Here is a 20,363-nt window from a genome sequence, read left to right as displayed (position 1 = left end):
GCAAGCTAGAAAATCATTCAATAGAATGCGCACCACTTATGCCGACTTAGCTCAGTAGGTAGAGCAACTGACTTGTAATCAGTAGGTCACCAGTTCGATTCCGGTAGTCGGCACCATTCCCTCCTGTTCTAGGAGCAGGGTAGAGTGAATGGTTGAAAAATTTGGAGGGGTTCCCGAGTGGCCAAAGGGAGCAGACTGTAAATCTGCCGGCACTGCCTTCGATGGTTCGAATCCGTCCCCCTCCACCATATTCTTTAGGAAATAGCTCGAAGAGTTACGTGTGCGGGCATCGTATAATGGCTATTACCTCAGCCTTCCAAGCTGATGATGCGGGTTCGATTCCCGCTGCCCGCTCCAATCACATTTTGTTGCTGATATAGCTCAGGCGGTAGAGCGCATCCTTGGTAAGGATGAGGTCCCCAGTTCGACTCTGGGTATCAGCACCAGCTCTCAAAGCAAAATTTTCCTTTTGATATATACTTTATCACCAATAAGTTTGGTTACGTGGTCATTCGCGCCACTTAAATCCGTACCTAGAGGGACAACTCATGTCTAAAGAAAAATTTGAACGTGTAAAACCGCACGTAAACGTTGGTACTATCGGCCACGTTGACCACGGTAAAACAACTCTAACTGCAGCTATCTGTACTACTCTTGCAAAAGTTTACGGCGGTGCTGCTCGTGACTTCGCATCTATCGATAACGCTCCAGAAGAGCGTGAGCGCGGTATCACAATCTCTACTTCACACGTAGAGTACGACACTCCAACTCGTCACTACGCACACGTAGACTGTCCAGGACACGCTGACTATGTTAAAAACATGATCACTGGTGCTGCACAGATGGACGGTGGTATCCTTGTAGTTGCTGCGACTGATGGTCCAATGCCACAAACTCGTGAGCACATCCTACTAGGCCGTCAGGTTGGTATCCCTTACATCATCGTATTCATGAACAAATGTGACATGGTTGATGACGAAGAGCTACTAGAGCTAGTAGAAATGGAAGTTCGTGAACTTCTATCTGAATACGACTTCCCAGGTGATGACCTACCAGTTATCCAAGGTTCTGCACTAGGCGCACTAAACGGCGAAGAGCAGTGGGAAGCTAAGATCATCGAACTAGCTGAAGCACTAGATTCTTACATCCCAGAACCTGAGCGTGCAATCGATATGCCATTCCTAATGCCAATCGAAGACGTATTCTCAATCCAAGGTCGTGGTACAGTAGTAACTGGTCGTATCGAGCGCGGTATCCTAAACGTAGGTGACGAAGTAGCAATCGTTGGTATCAAAGATACAACAACTACTACTTGTACTGGTGTTGAGATGTTCCGTAAGCTTCTTGACGAAGGTCGTGCTGGTGAGAACGTTGGTGCACTTCTACGTGGTACTAAGCGTGATGACGTTGAACGTGGTCAAGTACTAGCTAAGCCTGGTTCAATCACTCCACACACTAAGTTCGAGTCAGAAGTATACGTACTATCTAAAGATGAAGGTGGTCGTCACACTCCATTCTTCAAAGGCTACCGTCCACAGTTCTACTTCCGTACAACTGACGTAACTGGTGATATCTCTCTACCAGAAGGCGTAGAAATGGTAATGCCAGGCGACAACATCCAAATGACTGTTGAGCTAATCGCACCAATCGCAATGGACGAAGGTCTACGTTTTGCGATCCGTGAAGGCGGCCGTACAGTAGGTGCTGGTGTTGTTGCTAAGATCTTCGAATAATTCATAGAATTAACGAAGTCTTCGGAAAATCTTTTGAATAAGATTTGACGAACCAGTAGCAAAAAGGGCATCATTTGATGCCCTTTTTCTGCACAAGACATAATGTTTGCTGATTTCTTGTCCAAGCAGATGTTAAGCAGGATTTTTTTGCTGGGGATTTTGTTCTCGGTGAAAGAAAAGAGTACGTCAATTGATTTTAAATTGCCGTTTCATGGATTTGCCCTGCAACAGCGGGGTTGTTGTCGTCTATATTAAGACTTGTGACAGGTTGGTTTTATGAAAGCAAATAATGCTGAAACTCCTGAAAGCTCAAATGGCGCAGATATCTTTAAGTGGATTATCACTTTTGTTCTGCTAACTGCCGCTGTTGTGGGTAATTACCTGTATGGTGATATGTCTGTAGTGGTTCGCGCTGCAGGTGTTGTTGTTCTAATTGCTGCTGCACTTGGTGTTGCTGCTACAACAACTAAGGGTAAAGCTGCGATCGCATTTGCGAAAGAATCTCGCATGGAAGTGCGCAAAGTGGTATGGCCAACGCGTCAAGAAACTTTGCAAACGACGCTGATCGTTCTAGCTGTAAGTATTGTAATGGCTCTAGCGCTATGGGGTATCGACGGCATTATGGTTCGTTTGGTAGCTCTAGTAACTGGGGTATAGAGGGTTTATTTACATGAGTGAAGCTCCTAAAAAACGCTGGTATGTAGTTCAAGCCTTTTCTGGATTTGAAGGTCGTGTAGCTCAGTCTCTACGTGAGCATATCAAAATGCATGCTATGGAAGAGCTATTCGGTGAAGTACTTGTCCCTACTGAAGAAGTAGTGGAAATCCGCGCTGGACAACGTCGTAAGTCAGAGCGTAAGTTCTTCCCAGGTTACGTCCTTGTTCAGATGATCATGAACGATGAATCATGGCACTTAGTGCGCAGTGTTCCGCGTGTCATGGGCTTCATTGGTGGTACCTCTGATCGTCCAGCTCCTATCACTGATAAGGAAGCTGACGCGATTCTTAACCGTCTTGAGAAAGCGAGTGAAGCTCCACGTCCACGTACTATGTACGAAGCGGGTGAAGTGGTACGCGTTACTGACGGTCCATTTGCTGACTTCAACGGTACGGTTGAAGAAGTGGATTACGAGAAGAGCCGCATGAAAGTGTCTGTATCGATCTTTGGTCGTGCGACACCAGTTGAGCTTGAATTTGGTCAAGTGGAAAAACTTGATTAAAAAAACACCTTATAAAGGCTTGTTAAAGGCGCGGATTATGACTATAATTTCGCGCCTTTTTACTTCTCCCTGAAGTAAAGAGTTTTGTAATAACCGGGGAGCTGATCAGTGGATTAGCGCTAGAACCCAAATTTAGGAATTATCATGGCTAAGAAAGTTGAAGCTTACATCAAGCTACAAGTTGCAGCTGGTATGGCGAACCCAAGTCCACCAGTTGGTCCTGCACTAGGTCAACACGGTGTTAACATCATGGAATTCTGTAAAGCGTTCAACGCAAAAACAGAATCTATGGAGAAAGGTCTACCAACACCAGTTGTAATCACTGTTTACAACGACCGTTCTTTCACATTCATCACTAAGACTCCACCTGCTGCTACTCTTCTTCTGAAAGCTGCTGGTCTTAAGTCTGGTTCAGGCCGTCCAAACACTGAAAAAGTGGGTACTGTAACTGAAGCTCAAATCCAAGAAATCGCTGAAACTAAAGCTGGCGACATGACTGGTGCTGACATTGAAGCGATGAAGCGCTCTATTGCGGGTACTGCTCGTTCAATGGGCCTAGTGGTAGAGGGTTAAGAACATGGCAAAACTTACTAAGCGCATGCGCGTAATCCGCGAAAAAGTTGACGTAACTAAAGAATACGAAATCAACGAAGCTGTAGCTCTTCTAAAAGAACTAGCAACTGCTAAATTCGTTGAGTCTGTAGACGTTGCTGTTAACCTAGGTATCGACGCTCGTAAATCTGACCAAAACGTACGTGGTGCAACTGTACTACCACACGGTACTGGTCGTGATATCCGCGTTGCTGTATTCACTCAAGGTGCAAACGCTGAAGCTGCTAAAGAAGCTGGCGCTGACCTAGTGGGTATGGAAGACCTAGCTGAGCTAGTTAAGAAGGGCGAAATGAACTTCGACGTAGTTGTTGCTTCTCCAGATGCAATGCGCGTTGTAGGTCAACTAGGTACTATCCTAGGTCCTCGTGGTCTTATGCCAAACCCTAAAGTTGGTACTGTAACTCCTAACGTTGCTGAAGCGGTTAAGAACGCTAAAGCTGGTCAGGTTCGTTACCGTAACGACAAAAACGGCATCATCCATACAACAATTGGTAAAGTGTCTTTCGGCGCAGAACAATTGCAAGAGAACCTAGAAGCACTTCTAGTGGCTCTTAAGAAAGCTAAGCCATCTTCAGCGAAAGGTACTTTCCTGAAGAAAGTTAGCATTTCTACTACAATGGGTGCTGGCGTTGCAGTTGATCAGGCTAGCCTGAACACTCAAGCTTAATTCATTTGATTAGGTGCAAAATTAGTGTATAATTCTGCGCCTAATATTTGTGGTTGGGGCTGAACTTTGGTTCGTTAAACTCTCGAGTTTAACTGAATTATGACCCAGTCTCCGTCCAAGACCGTAGGTGTTGAGCTTTGTTTACAAAGCCTGACTTAATCATCCTACGTAGATGGTGCCCGAACTGACAGAAAGCTCTATGTAAATAGTTACCTTTCTTCTGGGAAGCACCTAAATAGCTCTCACTGTTGTGATAATAGTGAGTGGTGTAATAACAACCAGGAGTAAATCCAAGATGGCTTTAAACCTTCTAGACAAAAAAGCAATTGTTGCTGAAGTCAACGAAGCTGCCAGTGGTGCACTTTCTGCAGTTGTAGCTGATTCTCGCGGTGTAGCTGTGGGTGAGATGACTGCTCTACGTAAACAAGCTCGTGAAGCTGGCGTTTACCTACGAGTTGTTCGTAACACTCTAGCACGTCGTGCAGTTGAAGGTACACAGTACGAGTGTCTAACTGACACTTTCACTGGTCCTTCTCTAATCGCGTTCTCTAACGAGCACCCAGGTGCTGCAGCGCGTCTTTTCAAAGACTTCGCTAAAGAGAACAAAGATTTCGAGATCAAAGCTGCTGCATTTGAAGGCGCTCTAACTGACGCTGAAGTACTAGCGACACTACCAACTTACGACGAAGCGATTGCACGCCTAATGATGTGCATGAAAGAAGCTTCTGCTGGCAAGCTGGTACGTACTATCGCTGCTATCCGCGACCAAAAAGAAGAAGCAGCGGCATAAGCCTTGCTTTTTACTGGTTGCTTAATAAACTTATTGTTGACTTAAAAGAGAATTGTTATGTCTATTACTAACGAGCAAATCCTAGACGCAGTTGCAGAAATGTCTGTAATGCAAGTTGTTGAACTAATCGAAGCTATGGAAGAGAAATTCGGTGTTACTGCAGCTGCTGCTGTAGTTGCTGGTGGTGCTGCTACTGAAGCTGCTGCTGAGCAAACTGAATTCGACGTAATCCTAACTTCTGCTGGCGCTAACAAAGTTGCTGTTATCAAAGCAGTACGTGGCGCTACAGGTCTAGGCCTTAAAGAAGCTAAAGCTCTAGTAGACGGCGCTCCTGCAGCACTTAAAGAAGGTGTTGACAAAGCTGAAGCTGACGCACTTAAAGCTCAGCTAGAAGAAGCTGGCGCTGCTGTTGAAGTTAAGTAATTATTACTTAATTTCTTAGCCGACAGGCTATGGCTGGTGGTTTTATGACCACCGGCCTTTTTGCGCTGTAGGGTATAGGTGAATTTTCCCGCTGTTTAAGCACCTTTACCTGAGCAAAAAACATGTATTCGATCAGAATAACATGTCCTACAGTAAACAGTTGTTAGTCACTGTCCCTCCCCATCAAACTAGATGAAAGGCGGACAGTTTGGGTCACTTATCAGCGAGCTGAGGAACCCCATGGTTTACTCTTATACCGAGAAAAAGCGCATCCGTAAGGACTTTGGTACTCGTCCACAAGTTTTGGACATTCCATACCTGCTATCGATCCAGCTCGATTCGTTCGAAAAATTTATCGAACAGGATCCTGAGGGACAATACGGTCTTGAGGCTGCTTTCCGTTCTGTATTCCCAATCCAGAGCTACAACGGCAACTCTGAGCTGCAATACGTTAGCTACCGTCTTGGTGAGCCAGTATTTGATGTTAAAGAATGTCAAATCCGTGGCGTAACGTACTCAAAGCCACTACGCGTAAAACTACGTCTAGTAATTTTTGATAAAGACGCGCCAGCAGGCACCGTTAAAGACATCAAAGAACAAGAAGTCTACATGGGCGAAATTCCGCTTATGACAGACAATGGTACCTTCGTAATTAATGGTACCGAGAGGGTTATCGTATCCCAGCTGCACAGAAGCCCTGGCGTTTTCTTCGACAGCGATAAAGGTAAGACCCACTCATCAGGTAAAGTTCTATACAACGCACGTATCATTCCTTACCGTGGCTCATGGTTAGACTTTGAGTTCGATCCTAAGGACAACCTGTACGTACGTATCGACCGTCGTCGTAAACTGCCTGCGTCAATCATCCTACGTGCACTTGGTAAGACTACCGAAGAGATCCTTGATCTATTCTTCGAGAAAGTGAACTTCCAAGTGAAAGATCAAACTCTAATGATGGAGTTGATCCCTGATCGTCTACGTGGTGAGACTGCTTCTTTTGATATCGAAGCAAACGGCAAAGTTTACATTGAGCAAGGTCGTCGTGTAACTGCGCGTCACATTCGTCAGCTTGAAAAAGATGGCGTTGACCACATCGAAGTACCAGTAGAGTACATCGTTGGTAAAGTTGCATCGAAAGATTACATCAATGAAGCGACTGGCGAGATCATCGTTGGTGCAAACCAAGAAATTAGCTTGGAAGCACTAGCTAACCTATCTCAAGCTGGTCACAAAGCTCTAGAAGTTCTATTTACGAACGATCTAGACCACGGCCCATTCATGTCAGAAACACTGCGCATCGACAGCACTGTTGATCGTATTTCTGCACTGGTAGAAATCTACCGCATGATGCGCCCTGGCGAGCCACCAACGAAAGAAGCTGCAGAAGCTCTATTCGAAAGCCTATTCTTCTCTGAAGAGCGCTACGATCTATCAACTGTTGGTCGTATGAAGTTCAACAGCTCGATTGCTCGTACTGACGCAGAAGAGCAAGGCACACTAGATGAGCAAGACATCATCGAAGTGATGAAGAAACTGATCGCGATCCGTAACGGTATCGGTGAAGTCGATGATATCGACCACCTAGGTAACCGTCGTATCCGTTCTGTTGGTGAAATGGCTGAAAACCAATTCCGCGTTGGTCTTGTACGTGTTGAACGTGCAGTGAAAGAGCGCCTAAGCCTTGGTGACCTTGATGCAATCATGCCTCAAGATCTAATCAACGCTAAGCCTATTTCAGCAGCGGTTAAAGAATTCTTTGGCTCTTCACAGCTTTCACAGTTCATGGACCAAAACAACCCGTTATCAGAAGTTACGCACAAACGTCGTATCTCTGCATTGGGTCCTGGCGGTCTAACTCGTGAACGCGCTGGCTTCGAAGTACGTGACGTACACGTAACTCACTACGGTCGTCTATGTCCGATCGAAACGCCAGAAGGTCCAAACATCGGTCTGATCAACTCTCTATCTGCGTTTGCGCGTTGTAACGAGTACGGTTTCCTAGAGACTCCATACCGTCGCGTTGTAGATGGCGTAGTAACAGACGAAGTAGATTACCTATCTGCAATCGAAGAAGGTCAATTCGTAATCGCTCAGGCGAACACGGTTCTGACTGAAGACGGTACATTTGCAGAAGAGCTGATCACAGCTCGTCAAAAAGGTGAATCTGGTCTTCACCCTCGTGAGCACGCTCAGTACATGGACGTTGCGACGAACCAGGTAGTATCAATTGCAGCCTCGCTAATCCCGTTCCTAGAACACGATGATGCGAACCGTGCCCTAATGGGTGCGAACATGCAACGTCAGGCAGTTCCAACACTGAAAGCTGACAAACCTCTAGTAGGTACTGGTATCGAACGTAACATCGCTGTTGACTCAGGTGTAACTGCAGTAGCGAAACGTGGTGGTGTAATCCAGTCTGTAGATGCTTCTCGTATCGTTGTTAAAGTGAACGAAGAAGAATTGATCCCTGGCGAAGCGGGTATCGATATCTACAACCTAACTAAATACACTCGTTCTAACCAGAACACTTGTATCAACCAGCGTCCATGTGTGATGCCAGGTGAACCAGTGGCTCGTGGCGACGTTCTAGCTGATGGTCCTTCAACAGACCTTGGTGAACTAGCACTTGGTCAGAACATGCGTATCGCGTTCATGCCTTGGAACGGTTACAACTTCGAAGACTCGATCTTAGTATCTGAGCGCGTAGTTCAAGAAGACCGCTTCACGACAATCCACATTCAAGAACTATCTTGTGTGGCACGTGATACTAAGCTTGGTGCTGAAGAGATCACAGCTGACATTCCAAACGTAGGTGAGTCTGCTCTATCTAAACTAGATGAGTCAGGTATCGTTTACATCGGTGCGGAAGTGAAAGGCGGTGACATCCTTGTAGGTAAAGTAACGCCTAAAGGTGAAACTCAGCTAACTCCTGAAGAGAAGCTACTACGCGCTATCTTCGGTGAGAAAGCGTCAGACGTTAAAGACACGTCTCTACGCGTACCAAACTCTGTTTCAGGTACTATCATCGACGTTCAAGTATTTACTCGTGACGGTGTTGAAAAAGACAAACGTGCACTTGAAATTGAACAGATGCAGCTGAAAGAAGCGAAGAAAGACCTAACTGAAGAATTCCAGATTCTTGAGGGTGGCCTTCTAAACCGTGTTCGCGCTGTATTGATCGAAGGTGGTTACGCTGAAGCGAAACTAGACACGACTGATCGTAAGAAGTGGCTAGAGCTAACGCTTGAAGATGATGCTCTACAGACTCAGCTTGAGCAACTAGCAGAGCAGTATGACGAGCTACGTGCTGACTTCGATAAGAAGTTCGAAACTAAGCGTCGTAAGATCACACAAGGTGATGATCTAGCACCTGGCGTACTGAAGATCGTTAAGGTTTACCTAGCGGTTAAACGTCGCATCCAGCCTGGTGATAAGATGGCGGGTCGTCACGGTAACAAGGGTGTAATCTCTAAGATCAACCCTGTTGAAGACATGCCATACGATGAAACTGGTCAGCCAGTAGATATCGTACTTAACCCACTGGGTGTACCTTCGCGTATGAACATCGGTCAGATCCTAGAAGTACACTTAGGTCTGGCAGCGAAAGGTATCGGTGACAAGATCAACAAGATGGTGAAAGAGCAGCAAGAGCTAGCGAAATTCCGCGAATTCCTGCAAAAAGTTTACGATCTAGGCGACACTCGCCAGAAAGTAGACATTGCTTCTCTATCTGATGCTGAAGTACGCACATTGATTGGCAACCTACGTGGTGGTCTACCAATCGCGACTCCAGTATTCGATGGTGCACCTGAATCATCAATCAAAGCTCTTCTAGAGCTAGCAGACCTACCAACATCTGGTCAGCTAAAACTGTTTGATGGTCGCACTGGTGATGAGTTTGAGCGTCCTGTAACTGTAGGTTACATGTACATGCTGAAACTGAACCACCTTGTTGATGACAAGATGCACGCTCGTTCAACTGGTTCGTACAGCCTAGTAACTCAGCAACCACTTGGTGGTAAAGCTCAGTTCGGTGGTCAGCGTTTCGGTGAGATGGAAGTATGGGCACTAGAAGCATACGGTGCTGCTTACACGCTACAAGAAATGCTAACCGTTAAGTCGGATGACGTTAACGGCCGTACTAAGATGTACAAAAACATCGTAGACGGTAACCACAGCATGGAACCTGGCATGCCAGAATCGTTCAACGTACTGTTGAAAGAGATTCGCTCGCTAGGTATCAACATCGAGCTAGAAGACGAAGAGTAATCTCTTATCTCCCCAAGCTAAGGCTTGGGGAAGTAAAAGCGATTATTAGGTAGAAGGTGCTCACTTAACGGTGGGCTCCTTTTAACTCCTTACAGGAGCTGATTGTGAAAGACTTATTAAACTTTCTAAAAGCACAGCATAAGACCGAAGAATTTGATGCAATCAAAATCGGTCTATCTTCACCAGACATGATCCGTTCATGGTCTTTCGGTGAAGTTAAAAAACCTGAAACGATCAACTATCGTACGTTCAAACCTGAACGCGATGGTTTGTTCTGTGCGCGTATCTTTGGTCCAGTTAAAGACTACGAATGTCTTTGTGGCAAATACAAGCGCTTGAAGCACCGTGGTGTTATCTGTGAGAAGTGTGGCGTTGAAGTTACACAAACTAAAGTTCGTCGTGACCGTATGGGCCACATCGAGCTTGCATCGCCAGTTGCTCACATCTGGTTCCTAAAATCACTACCGTCTCGTATCGGTCTACTAATGGATATCCCTCTACGTGATATCGAACGTGTTCTTTACTTCGAAATGTACGTAGTAACTGAACCAGGTATGACTGATCTAGAAAAATCTCAGATGCTGACTGAAGAAGAGTATCTGGATCGTCTAGAAGAGTGGGGCGATGAGTTTACTGCTAAGATGGGTGCAGAAGCGATCAAGGACCTACTAGGTTCTATGGATCTGCACGCTGAAGTTGAGCAGATGCGCGAAGAGCTAGATACAACTAACTCTGAAACTAAGCGTAAGAAACTAACTAAGCGTTTGAAACTGGTTGAAGCGTTTATCTCTTCAGGTAACAACCCTGAGTGGATGATCCTAACGGTACTTCCAGTTCTTCCGCCAGATCTACGTTCACTAGTACCACTAGATGGCGGTCGCTTTGCGACTTCAGATCTGAACGACCTATACCGTCGTGTGATCAACCGTAACAACCGTTTGAAGCGTCTTCTAGAGCTAGCTGCTCCGGATATCATCGTACGTAACGAAAAACGTATGCTGCAAGAGTCTGTTGATGCGCTACTAGATAACGGTCGTCGTGGTCGTGCGATCACAGGTTCGAACAAGCGTCCTCTGAAATCTCTTGCTGATATGATCAAGGGTAAACAAGGTCGTTTCCGTCAGAACCTTCTAGGTAAACGTGTAGACTACTCAGGCCGTTCTGTAATCACAGTTGGTCCATACCTACGTCTGCACCAGTGTGGTCTTCCTAAGAAGATGGCACTTGAGCTATTCAAACCATTTATCTACAGCAAGCTAGAGACTCGTGGTCTTGCGACTACAATCAAAGCTGCTAAGAAGATGGTAGAGCGTGAAGAAGCGGTAGTTTGGGATATCCTAGACGAAGTAATCCGTGAACACCCAGTACTACTAAACCGTGCACCTACACTTCACCGTCTAGGTATCCAAGCGTTTGAACCAGTACTAATCGAAGGTAAAGCGATACAGCTACACCCACTTGTTTGTGCGGCGTACAACGCGGACTTCGATGGTGACCAAATGGCGGTTCACGTGCCTCTAACTCTAGAAGCACAGCTTGAAGCACGTACACTGATGATGTCGACAAACAACATTCTGTCGCCAGCGTCAGGTGATCCGATCATCGTACCTTCTCAGGACGTTGTATTGGGTCTGTACTACATGACTCGTGAAAAGATCAACGCGAAAGGTGAAGGCATGTACCTTTCTGGCCCTGCAGAGGCTGAGAAAGCATACCGCACTAAGACGGCTGAACTACACGCACGCGTTAAAGTACGTATTACTGAAACTGTTGTTGATGAAGACGGCAACAGCACAACTGAAACGAAGATGGTTGATACAACTGTCGGTCGTGCAATGTTGTGGCAAATCGTACCAGCAGGTCTACCGTACAGCATCGTTAACCAAAAACTAGGTAAGAAGCAGATCTCTAGCCTACTTAACGAGGCGTACCGTAAACTAGGTCTAAAAGACACAGTAATCTTCGCTGACCAAATCATGTACACAGGTTTCGCATACGCGGCACTTTCTGGTGTATCTGTAGGTATCAACGACATGGTTGTTCCTGCGGCTAAGTACACTGAAATCGCAGCAGCGGAAGAAGAAGTACGTGAAATTCAAGAACAGTACCAATCTGGTCTTGTAACAGCGGGCGAACGCTACAACAAAGTGATCGATATTTGGGCATCGACCAACGATCGCGTAGCAAAAGCGATGATGTCAAACCTATCTTCTGAAACGGTTATTAACCGTGACGGTGAAGAAGAGCAACAAGAGTCGTTCAACAGCATCTACATGATGGCTGACTCGGGTGCTCGTGGTTCTGCAGCTCAGATTCGTCAGCTAGCTGGTATGCGTGGTCTGATGGCTCGTCCAGATGGTTCGATCATCGAAACGCCGATCACTGCGAACTTTAAAGAAGGTCTAAACGTACTTCAGTACTTTATCTCAACGCACGGTGCTCGTAAGGGTCTTGCGGATACGGCACTGAAAACAGCGAACTCGGGTTACCTAACTCGTCGTCTAGTAGACGTAGCGCAAGACGTTGTTGTAACTGAACATGACTGTGGCACTGTAGAAGGTGTTGACATGATGCCTCACATCGAGGGTGGTGATGTTAAAGTTGCTCTAACTGAACTTGCTCTTGGTCGTGTAGTTGCTGAAGATGTTCTAAAACCAGGTACAGAAGAAGTTCTGATCCCACGTAATACTCTAATTGATGAGAAGTGGTGTCAGATCATGGAAGAGAACTCAGTAGACAGCATTAAAGCTCGCTCTGTAGTTACTTGTGACTCTGACTTCGGTTGTTGTGCGCTATGTTACGGTCGTGACCTAGCACGTGGTCACCTAGTGAACCAAGGTGAAGCAGTAGGTGTAATCGCTGCGCAATCTATCGGTGAACCAGGTACACAGCTAACGATGCGTACGTTCCACATCGGTGGTGCGGCATCGACAGCAGCAGCAGAGAACAGCGTTCAAGTTAAGAACACTGGTACGATGAAGCTAAACAACGCTAAGTCAGTACTAGCAGACGACGGTAAGATCGTAATCACTTCTCGTGCAGCAGAACTAACCATCATTGATGAGTTCGGTCGTACGAAAGAGAAACACAAACTTCCATACGGTACACTACTAAACAAAGCTGACGGTTCTATCGTTGAAGCTGGTGAAACAGTAGCGAACTGGGAAGCGCACACTATGCCAATCATCACTGAAGTGGCAGGTCGCGTACAGTTTGTTGACATGATCGATGGCGTGACTATCTCTCGTCAAACGGATGATCTAACTGGTCTATCTTCAAGTGAAGTGACTGAACCAGCAGCTCGTCCAGCAGCAGGTAAAGATATGCGTCCAGCTATCAAACTTGTTGACGAGCAAGGCAACGATGTAATGATCCCTGGTACCGATATGCCAGCTCAATACTTCCTACCAGGTAAAGCGATTGTAAACATCGTTGATGGTGCAGAAGTGGGCGTGGGTAATACGCTAGCACGTATTCCTCAGAAATCTGGCGGTAACAAGGACATCACGGGTGGTCTACCTCGCGTAGCTGACCTATTCGAAGCACGTAAGCCGAAAGAGCCTGCGATTCTTGCTGAGCACACAGGTACTGTGAGCTTCGGTAAAGAGACCAAAGGTAAGCGTCGTCTAGTTATCACTCGCGAAAGCGGTGAAGCTTACGAAGAGATGATTCCTAAGCACCGTCAATTGAACGTGTTCGAAGGTGAGAAAGTTGAACGTGGTGACGTTATTGCAGATGGTCCAGAGACTCCGCATGACATCCTACGTCTACGTGGTATCCACGCAGTAACTCAATACATCGCTAACGAAGTACAAGAAGTTTACCGACTACAAGGCGTTAAGATTAACGATAAGCACATTGAGACTATCGTTCGTCAAATGCTACGTAAGTGTACTATTACACACGCAGGTGACTCTGAGTTCCTACCTGGCGAGCAAGTTGAATACTCACAAGTTAAGATTGCTAACCGTAATCTAGAAGCTGAAGGCAAAGAGCCTGCACGTTATGAACGTGACCTTCTAGGTATCACTAAAGCATCTCTAGCGACTGAGTCGTTCATCTCTGCGGCATCGTTCCAGGAGACAACTCGCGTACTAACAGAAGCTGCGGTTTCTGGTAAGCGTGATGAGCTACGTGGTCTGAAAGAAAACGTAATCGTGGGTCGTCTGATCCCAGCGGGTACTGGTTTCGCATACCACCAAGAGCGTCAAGCTAAGCGCGCTGAAGAGCAAGAAGGTCCATCAGCTGAACAAGCAACTGATAACCTAGCGGCACTTCTAAACGCAGGTTTCTCATCAGAAGACTAATTCGTCGCTGATAAAGAAATGATAAAAGGCACCTTCGGGTGCCTTTTTTGCGTTTGGGGGTGATGGAGCGCTCAACTAAGTTGAGATAGCGGAACACCAAGCGGTGCTTGGCTTCGGGATGCGGGAACGCTCAACGAAGTTGAGCTTACGGAGCGTCAAGTGTAGCCTGGCTTTGGGAACGTTGAGCAAAGCTAAATTAAGAGAGCGTTCAGCTTAGCGCCTCACTTTTAGAAGCGAGAAGGAAGTTCTAAGAAGTGAGATCAGAGAGTTGAGAGCCGAGATCGAAGAATCTAGATGCGAGATTGAAGAGTAGAAAAAATAAGTGCGAGAGAGATATGAACCGTTTTCACGGTTTATAACGAGCGAATAAAGCAAGGCTGACGCTTGAGAGACATATTCCGTAGCGCAGCGGTCTGTAGCCCAACAAGGTTGGGCATTCTATTTTCATAGCCCAGCTAGGCTGGGCGTTCCAATACCTGCGCGTTAATACCTACGCACCTGGCGGCACGGCTAAGCTATCAGCGATCAGTTGGATCAGGTGATCTTCTACCCCAAAACGAATTTCTAGAATTTCACCGACATTGGAAAGATCGGCATCAAAATCATCCAGCGTATCGTCGTCACTAACATCGGCGTACTTATCGGTAAAGTTCAGCAGTGGGTCGGTAGTTAATACTATTTTCGCGTAAGCGGCGTTGATCTCATCGGTGGCTTGAAATCCGGTTGAGCGCCACTGATCCATTACCATATCGTAGATCTTAAAGTGACCTTCCGAGATATAGTCGACCAGATGTTGGCAAAAGCTTTGCAGCTCTGCTGGGGTAGGAAGCGAAGAAAGTGGTGCTTTCTGACTAGCGGGTTGAAGTGCGGCAAGCTTACAGTATTCGACAATCAGTGATTGACGAGTCTCTAACCAATGGTCGATGACCTCACTTGAGCCACCCCACTGTTCCTGTGTTTGTTGGAATTTTTTTAGCATGACCATGCCCTCATGATCTAATCACACTCCGGTGATTATTTAGCCTTGCTGAGCAAAGCGATGATAGATATAAAACCTATTGTCCTTACCAAATTTGTAGTCAAAAAATTCAATAGATACAAACTCTGGTATGAAATTAGATTGCCAGTAAAATGGATGAACTGCAAGCATAGAGGGAAGGTAATGAGCGAGAAGGGTGAAGTTAGCATAGAACAAAAAGCCTATTGGTGTGTGGTGTCCGGTAGTGATGTTTGGCTTCAAGCAGGCGAGCTTCCAATAGGCACAGCAAAGCAATTTGGCTTCGATATCGAGAAATGTATTTGCATCGGTGAGTTTAATGCCCTGCCAGTGATTTGGCTCAATGATCAGGATGTTGAAAAGCAGTTGCCGCTTACCTCGCTAAGGGAGTGCCTTGGTTTTAGTGAGCCGTTATTTTTGTTGATCAGTAAAGCGGTGCAATATGGTCATATGTCACAGAGCATGCGCTTTTGTCCGCAATGTGGTGGTCGCAATCATCTCAACCACAATCAGTTGGCGATGCAGTGTGGCGAGTGCCGTACGTTGCATTATCCGAGGATCTTCCCTTGTATTATTGTTGCGGTGCGTAAAGACGATCAGATCTTACTTGCTCAGCACCCTCGTCATCGCAACGGTATGTACACGGTCATTGCGGGTTTTCTCGAAGTAGGTGAGACGCTTGAACAGTGTGTCGCACGTGAAGTGCTTGAGGAAACCGGTATTGTTGTGACCAATATACGTTATTTTGGTAGTCAGCCATGGGCTTTTCCATCCAGCATGATGATGGGATTTCTCGCCGATTATCATTCGGGTAATGTTAAGCCTGACTACACTGAGCTCAGTGATGCTCAGTGGTTTACGCCCAATAACATGCCACCAGTGGCACCAGAAGGCACCATCGCTCGTGCATTGATTGAGCAGACTCTTGATGATATTAAAACTACATCTCACTGAAATTTAGATAAAAAAAAACCCTCCGAGAGGGAGGGGGTAAGTAAGATGTCGTTATGAGATGCTGAGTACTAGGTACTCAGTTAATTATTGTAGTTTTCGCTAGCGAGAGAATTTTTAACACTGTTAAGAGTAGGGTGCAAATTAACCAATCAATAAAAAGTTAATAACTTGATCTAGGTTGCAAAGCACTCGGCTTTTGCGAGCAAAACAGTGTTAGAATACGGGCGTTAAAATAAGGCCCAAGATTGGAAAAGCATAATGACAGAATTAAAGAATGATCGTTATCTGCGCGCGCTTTTAAAACAGCCAGTAGATTACACCCCAGTATGGATGATGCGCCAAGCAGGTCGTTACCTACCTGAATACAAAGCGACGCGTGCCCAAGCGGGTGATTTTATGTCACTGTGTCGTAACGCAGAGCTAGCTTCGGAAGTGACTCTACAGCCATTGCGTCGTTTCCCACTCGATGCGGCTATTTTGTTCTCTGATATTCTGACCATCCCAGATGCGATGGGTCTAGGTCTACGCTTCGAAACAGGCGAAGGTCCAGTGTTTGATAACCCAATCACTTGTAAAGCGGATGTAGAGAGGATCGGGATCCCTGATCCAGAAGGTGAACTGCAATACGTAATGAATGCAGTGCGTCAGATCCGCAAAGATCTGCAAGGTGAAGTGCCACTTATCGGTTTCTCTGGTAGCCCATGGACGCTGGCGACTTACATGGTTGAAGGCGGCAGCTCGAAAGCGTTCACTAAGATCAAAAAGATGATGTACGCAGAGCCACAAACTCTGCACCTACTACTTGATAAGCTAGCAGACAGCGTTATCGAATACCTAAACGCACAGATCAAAGCGGGTGCTCAATCAGTGATGGTATTTGATACTTGGGGTGGCGTTCTGACTCCTCGTGATTACAACCTGTTCTCGCTGCAATACATGCACAAGATCGTGGATGGTCTGATCCGTGAAAATGAAGGTCGTCGCGTACCAGTAACGCTATTCACTAAGAACGGCGGCATGTGGCTTGAGCAGATCGCAGCAACGGGTTGTGATGCTGTCGGTCTAGACTGGACAATCAACATTGCTGACGCAAAAGCACGCATTGGCGATAAAGTGGCACTGCAAGGCAACATGGACCCCTCCATGCTATACGCGTCACCTGAACGTATTCGCGAAGAAGTCGCATCAATCCTCGAAGGTTTTGGTGATGCAGGTACCGGTCACGTGTTTAACCTAGGTCATGGTATTCATCTAGATGTGCCGCCAGAAAATGCGGGTGTATTTGTTGAAGCGGTTCACGAGCTATCTAAGCCGTACCACAAGTAACCAAACCGATAATAAAAGCGCCTGATTAGACCAGGCGCTTTTTTGTTATTAGGTACACTTGTGCATATATACTTATGATAACTCAGTTATACTAATATCGAACTCATTGAAAGGAATACGCTAATCATGAAGACGCGCGATAAAATTGTCCTCGCGGCTCTGGATCTCTTTAACGAGCATGGTGAGAGAAATATCACCACCAATCATATCGCCGCGCATATCGATATTAGCCCGGGCAACCTCTACTACCACTTCCGCAATAAGCAGGAAATCGTGCGTGAAATTTTTGCCCTTTACTCAAATGAGTTGCTAGAGCGTTTTACACCGATCTCGGTGCAGCAAGAGAGCTTAGTGATGCTCAAGCGTTACTTGAACTCTATTTTTACTTTGATGTGGAAGTATCGCTTTTTCTACGCCAATCTGCCGGAGATTTTGCAACGTGATGAAGATCTGCATGATGATTACATTGCGGTGCAGGAGAAGCTCCAAGCAAACCTAGTCAGTATCATGGCTGAATTTGTGTCATTGGGTTTACTTGATCTAACGCCGGCAGAAATGAAATCACAGGTTCGCACTTTACACCTGATTGCGACCAGTTGGTTGGGTTACCAATCAGCCATGTCACCTAAGACACAAATCACCGAAGAGATCATTCATCAAGGCATGCTACAGATGATCTCTGTGGTCAAACCGCGTGCGACACAAACCGGTCTCGAGCAACTGCAATTGCTTGAAGAAGGCGTCAAAGCAATGCACGCTTGAGACAAGAGCGATAGATATAATTGAAGCGGAGGGTTTATAACCTTTCGCTCTTTGTTTAATTGCATAGCAAAGGGTAGATTAATCATAATCTTATGATTTGAGTATTGTTATGCACTATGACGTTTTTAATGGTGATGCAGATGGCATCATCTCTCTGTTGCAGCTTCGCTTAGCTGAGCCCAAGCAAGCTAAGCTCATTACTGGCGTCAAACGTGATATCCAACTGCTCGATGGGCTTACTCTGCATCACAATGACTCCTTGACCGTGTTAGATATCTCAATGAGTCGTAATCAGCAGGGTTTACTACGCGCATTAGACAGTGGCGTATCAGTCTTCTATGCCGATCATCATCAAAGTGGTGACATTCCTCAAGCGACCAATTTAGACGCGCACATCAACCTTGATGCTAATACTTGTACAGCTTTGATTATTGATCAGCTTTTACAGGGGCGTTTTCATCATTGGGCGATAGCCGCAGCTTTTGGTGATAATCTGATAGATCGTGCGCAGCAACTCGCCCACGCGGCAGAGCTCTCGGCGTTGCAGACTGAGCAACTGAAAGAGTTGGGCACTTTGATAAACTATAACGGCTATGGTGAGAGCGTTGAGGACTTGCATTTTCATCCCGCAAAGTTGTTTGAGGCGCTTTTAGCCTACGATGATCCTTTTGCTGTTATCGCTGCACCTAATTCCCCTTACCATATTTTGCGTGATGCTTACCAACAAGATATGGCGCTGGCACAATCTCTTGAGCCCTATTATCAAGATGAGAATTTGGCGGTATTTATATTGCCAAATAACGCCGCGTCACGGCGTATTAGTGGTGTTTATGGCAACTGGCTAGCCAATCAGACACCACAACGAGCCCATCTTGTTTTGAGCGAGAATAGCCAGCAAGGCTGGACGGTATCGTTACGTGCACCTTTGCAGGACAAACAAGGGGCGGGAGAACTGTGCGGTCGATTTAGCACTGGTGGTGGTAGAGAAGCGGCTGGTGGCATTAATCACCTCCCCACATCACAGCTGGAGGAATTGATTGCTCTGGTGACGAGCTATTATCGTTAGGCTAATGGCATCGATAGAATTCGGGCGCTACGATGAGCGCCCGAATGATTGAGTTTAACGGCGTTTTAGCCAAGCGATCGGATCTTGAGTTTTGCTGTTGCGGCGGATCTCGAAGTAGAGTGACGGCTGGGCTTGACCACCTGTATCGCCAGCTAAAGCAATCGACTCACCGGCTACCACCTTATCGCCTTCTTTTTTCAGTAAACTTTGGTTGAAGCCATACAAAGTCATGTCGCCTTTACCATGATCCAACAACACCACTAAACCATAACCGCGCAAGTAGTCAGCAAACACCACCGTACCTGAATATACCGCTTTGACTGACTGTCCATAGTTGGCTTTGACCACCATGCCTTTCCAGTTGATCTGACCAGTTTGGCGCGAACCATAGCTGTTGAGTACCTTGCCTTGAATTGGCCAAGGAAGTTTACCTTTTTGACGAGCAAGACCGTCCATTGGAACCGCATTACGTTTGGCGGCTTTGGCGATTTCGGCTTTTAGACGCGCTTCATTGCGTTGTAGCTCAGACAAATAGACCTTATCACTCGAGATACTCTTTTTGATCTTCCCGACCGTACCTTTACGCTGAGATTGAGCTTTACTCAGTTGGTTGCGCTTGGTGGTCTGCTGTTCGAGCAATCGGGTGATTTGCTGTTTTTCTAATTGAAGTTGCTCTTCACTCTGTTCGAGTTCAGACACCGTTTTTTCCAGCTCTTCAATGGTTTCTGCACGCTGTTTGGCGAGATGCTGAAAATACTGACTCATACGATCTTCTTCTACGCCTTGGGTGAGAATATTGGCGGAAGATTTAGCACGTTGCGTCACGTAGTAGGTTTGCAGTAATTGGATCAACTTTTCGCTTTGGGCTTTTTTCTGCGTTTTCAGTGTGCCAATTTTGCCATCAAGGGCGGCAATATTGTTGTTGGTCTGCGTCAGCGAGGATTTGGTTTGTTTTATTTCTCGCTCAAGTTTGTTGATGCTGAGTTCTTGATCCTTTAACGACTTCTGTAAGTTATCGAGTTGCTTTTGTTGTGACGTCAGATTTTGCTTTTGGCGTGAGATCTCGCTTTTAACCCCAGTTAACTCGCTTTGTGATGCGCCATAGGCAAGCGGTGATGCGAGCGTGCCAATACACGCAGACATTGCCAGTAAGGTGGTGATTTTTCGGCGTAAACCTGATGTAGCTTGAAGCGTCATTAGCGCGAATTATCCTAAGGGGTTGAATTGCTGCCAGTATA

At 46.2% G+C, this 20,363-nt stretch carries 15 protein-coding genes and 4 tRNA genes; 17 read left to right on the top strand and 2 right to left on the bottom strand.

Features of this window, described 5'->3' with window-relative positions; all coding sequences use genetic code 11:
* The first annotated feature begins 40 nt into the window (after positions 1 to 40).
* The 13 genes from GZN30_RS11790 to rpoC all read left to right on the top strand — a co-directional run bounded on the left by GZN30_RS11790 (position 41) and on the right by rpoC (position 14,020).
* Positions 41 to 116: transfer RNA gene (locus GZN30_RS11790), tRNA-Thr, on the top strand.
* A 47-nt stretch (positions 117 to 163) separates the two neighbouring features.
* Positions 164 to 248, top strand: a tRNA-Tyr gene (locus tag GZN30_RS11785).
* Between the two features lie 34 nt (positions 249 to 282).
* Positions 283 to 357: transfer RNA gene (locus tag GZN30_RS11780), tRNA-Gly, on the top strand.
* 13 nt (positions 358 to 370) lie between these two features.
* Positions 371 to 446, top strand: a tRNA-Thr gene (locus tag GZN30_RS11775).
* 102 nt (positions 447 to 548) lie between these two features.
* Positions 549 to 1,733 carry an elongation factor Tu gene (tuf, locus tag GZN30_RS11770; RefSeq protein ID WP_161987050.1) on the top strand — a complete coding sequence of 395 codons (1,185 nt, stop codon included), beginning with the start codon at positions 549 to 551 and terminating at the stop codon, positions 1,731 to 1,733.
* A gap of 276 nt (positions 1,734 to 2,009) precedes the next feature.
* Entirely contained in the window at positions 2,010 to 2,390 is a 381-nt protein-coding gene (secE, locus tag GZN30_RS11765; protein WP_075651602.1) for a preprotein translocase subunit SecE, read from the top strand.
* Between the two features lie 13 nt (positions 2,391 to 2,403).
* A complete protein-coding gene (gene nusG, locus GZN30_RS11760; protein ID WP_075651604.1) occupies positions 2,404 to 2,952 on the top strand; it encodes a transcription termination/antitermination protein NusG in 549 nt (182 codons plus the stop codon).
* Between the two features lie 144 nt (positions 2,953 to 3,096).
* The gene (gene rplK / locus GZN30_RS11755; protein ID WP_075651606.1) at positions 3,097 to 3,525 is read left to right on the top strand and encodes a 50S ribosomal protein L11; all 429 of its coding nucleotides are present in this window, start codon (positions 3,097 to 3,099) and stop codon (positions 3,523 to 3,525) included.
* Between the two features lie 4 nt (positions 3,526 to 3,529).
* Positions 3,530 to 4,231, top strand: a complete 702-nt coding sequence (rplA, locus tag GZN30_RS11750) for a 50S ribosomal protein L1 (RefSeq protein ID WP_075651609.1) — start codon at positions 3,530 to 3,532, stop codon at positions 4,229 to 4,231.
* A gap of 295 nt (positions 4,232 to 4,526) precedes the next feature.
* Positions 4,527 to 5,021, top strand: a complete 495-nt coding sequence (gene rplJ / locus GZN30_RS11745) for a 50S ribosomal protein L10 (protein ID WP_075651611.1) — start codon at positions 4,527 to 4,529, stop codon at positions 5,019 to 5,021.
* Positions 5,022 to 5,078: 57 nt separating this feature from the next.
* Entirely contained in the window at positions 5,079 to 5,444 is a 366-nt protein-coding gene (gene rplL / locus GZN30_RS11740; protein WP_075651613.1) for a 50S ribosomal protein L7/L12, read from the top strand.
* A gap of 240 nt (positions 5,445 to 5,684) precedes the next feature.
* Positions 5,685 to 9,713, top strand: a complete 4,029-nt coding sequence (rpoB, locus tag GZN30_RS11735; RefSeq protein WP_075651615.1) for a DNA-directed RNA polymerase subunit beta — start codon at positions 5,685 to 5,687, stop codon at positions 9,711 to 9,713.
* Between the two features lie 104 nt (positions 9,714 to 9,817).
* Positions 9,818 to 14,020, top strand: coding sequence for a DNA-directed RNA polymerase subunit beta' (gene rpoC, locus GZN30_RS11730; protein ID WP_075651617.1), 4,203 nt, complete (start codon positions 9,818 to 9,820; stop codon positions 14,018 to 14,020).
* A 490-nt stretch (positions 14,021 to 14,510) separates the two neighbouring features.
* On the opposite strand, the gene GZN30_RS11725 is transcribed toward rpoC, so the two are convergent.
* A complete protein-coding gene (locus GZN30_RS11725) occupies positions 14,511 to 15,005 on the bottom strand; it encodes an Rsd/AlgQ family anti-sigma factor (protein ID WP_075651619.1) in 495 nt (164 codons plus the stop codon).
* A 177-nt stretch (positions 15,006 to 15,182) separates the two neighbouring features.
* On the opposite strand from GZN30_RS11725, the gene nudC reads away from it, so the two are divergent.
* The 4 genes from nudC to GZN30_RS11705 all read left to right on the top strand — a co-directional run bounded on the left by nudC (position 15,183) and on the right by GZN30_RS11705 (position 19,125).
* Positions 15,183 to 15,971 carry an NAD(+) diphosphatase gene (gene nudC, locus GZN30_RS11720; RefSeq protein WP_075651621.1) on the top strand — a complete coding sequence of 263 codons (789 nt, stop codon included), beginning with the start codon at positions 15,183 to 15,185 and terminating at the stop codon, positions 15,969 to 15,971.
* 258 nt (positions 15,972 to 16,229) lie between these two features.
* On the top strand, positions 16,230 to 17,297 hold the full coding sequence (gene hemE / locus GZN30_RS11715) for a uroporphyrinogen decarboxylase (RefSeq protein ID WP_075651623.1): 1,068 nt from the start codon (positions 16,230 to 16,232) through the stop codon (positions 17,295 to 17,297).
* 126 nt (positions 17,298 to 17,423) lie between these two features.
* Positions 17,424 to 18,059, top strand: coding sequence for a TetR/AcrR family transcriptional regulator (locus tag GZN30_RS11710; RefSeq protein ID WP_075651625.1), 636 nt, complete (start codon positions 17,424 to 17,426; stop codon positions 18,057 to 18,059).
* Positions 18,060 to 18,168: 109 nt separating this feature from the next.
* Positions 18,169 to 19,125 carry an acetyltransferase gene (locus tag GZN30_RS11705; protein WP_075651627.1) on the top strand — a complete coding sequence of 319 codons (957 nt, stop codon included), beginning with the start codon at positions 18,169 to 18,171 and terminating at the stop codon, positions 19,123 to 19,125.
* Between the two features lie 54 nt (positions 19,126 to 19,179).
* Here the strand turns inward: GZN30_RS11705 and GZN30_RS11700 are convergent, their stop codons facing one another.
* Complete coding sequence (locus GZN30_RS11700) at positions 19,180 to 20,268, bottom strand: murein hydrolase activator EnvC family protein (RefSeq protein WP_408646834.1); 1,089 nt, start codon at positions 20,266 to 20,268, stop codon at positions 19,180 to 19,182.
* Positions 20,269 to 20,363 lie beyond the last annotated feature (95 nt).

The sequence above is a fragment of the Vibrio ponticus genome, from assembly GCF_009938225.1.
Lineage (GTDB): Bacteria > Pseudomonadota > Gammaproteobacteria > Enterobacterales > Vibrionaceae > Vibrio > Vibrio ponticus.
The sequence above is the reverse complement of the archived record's forward strand: the minus strand, read 5'-3'. Positions and strand labels throughout refer to the sequence as shown.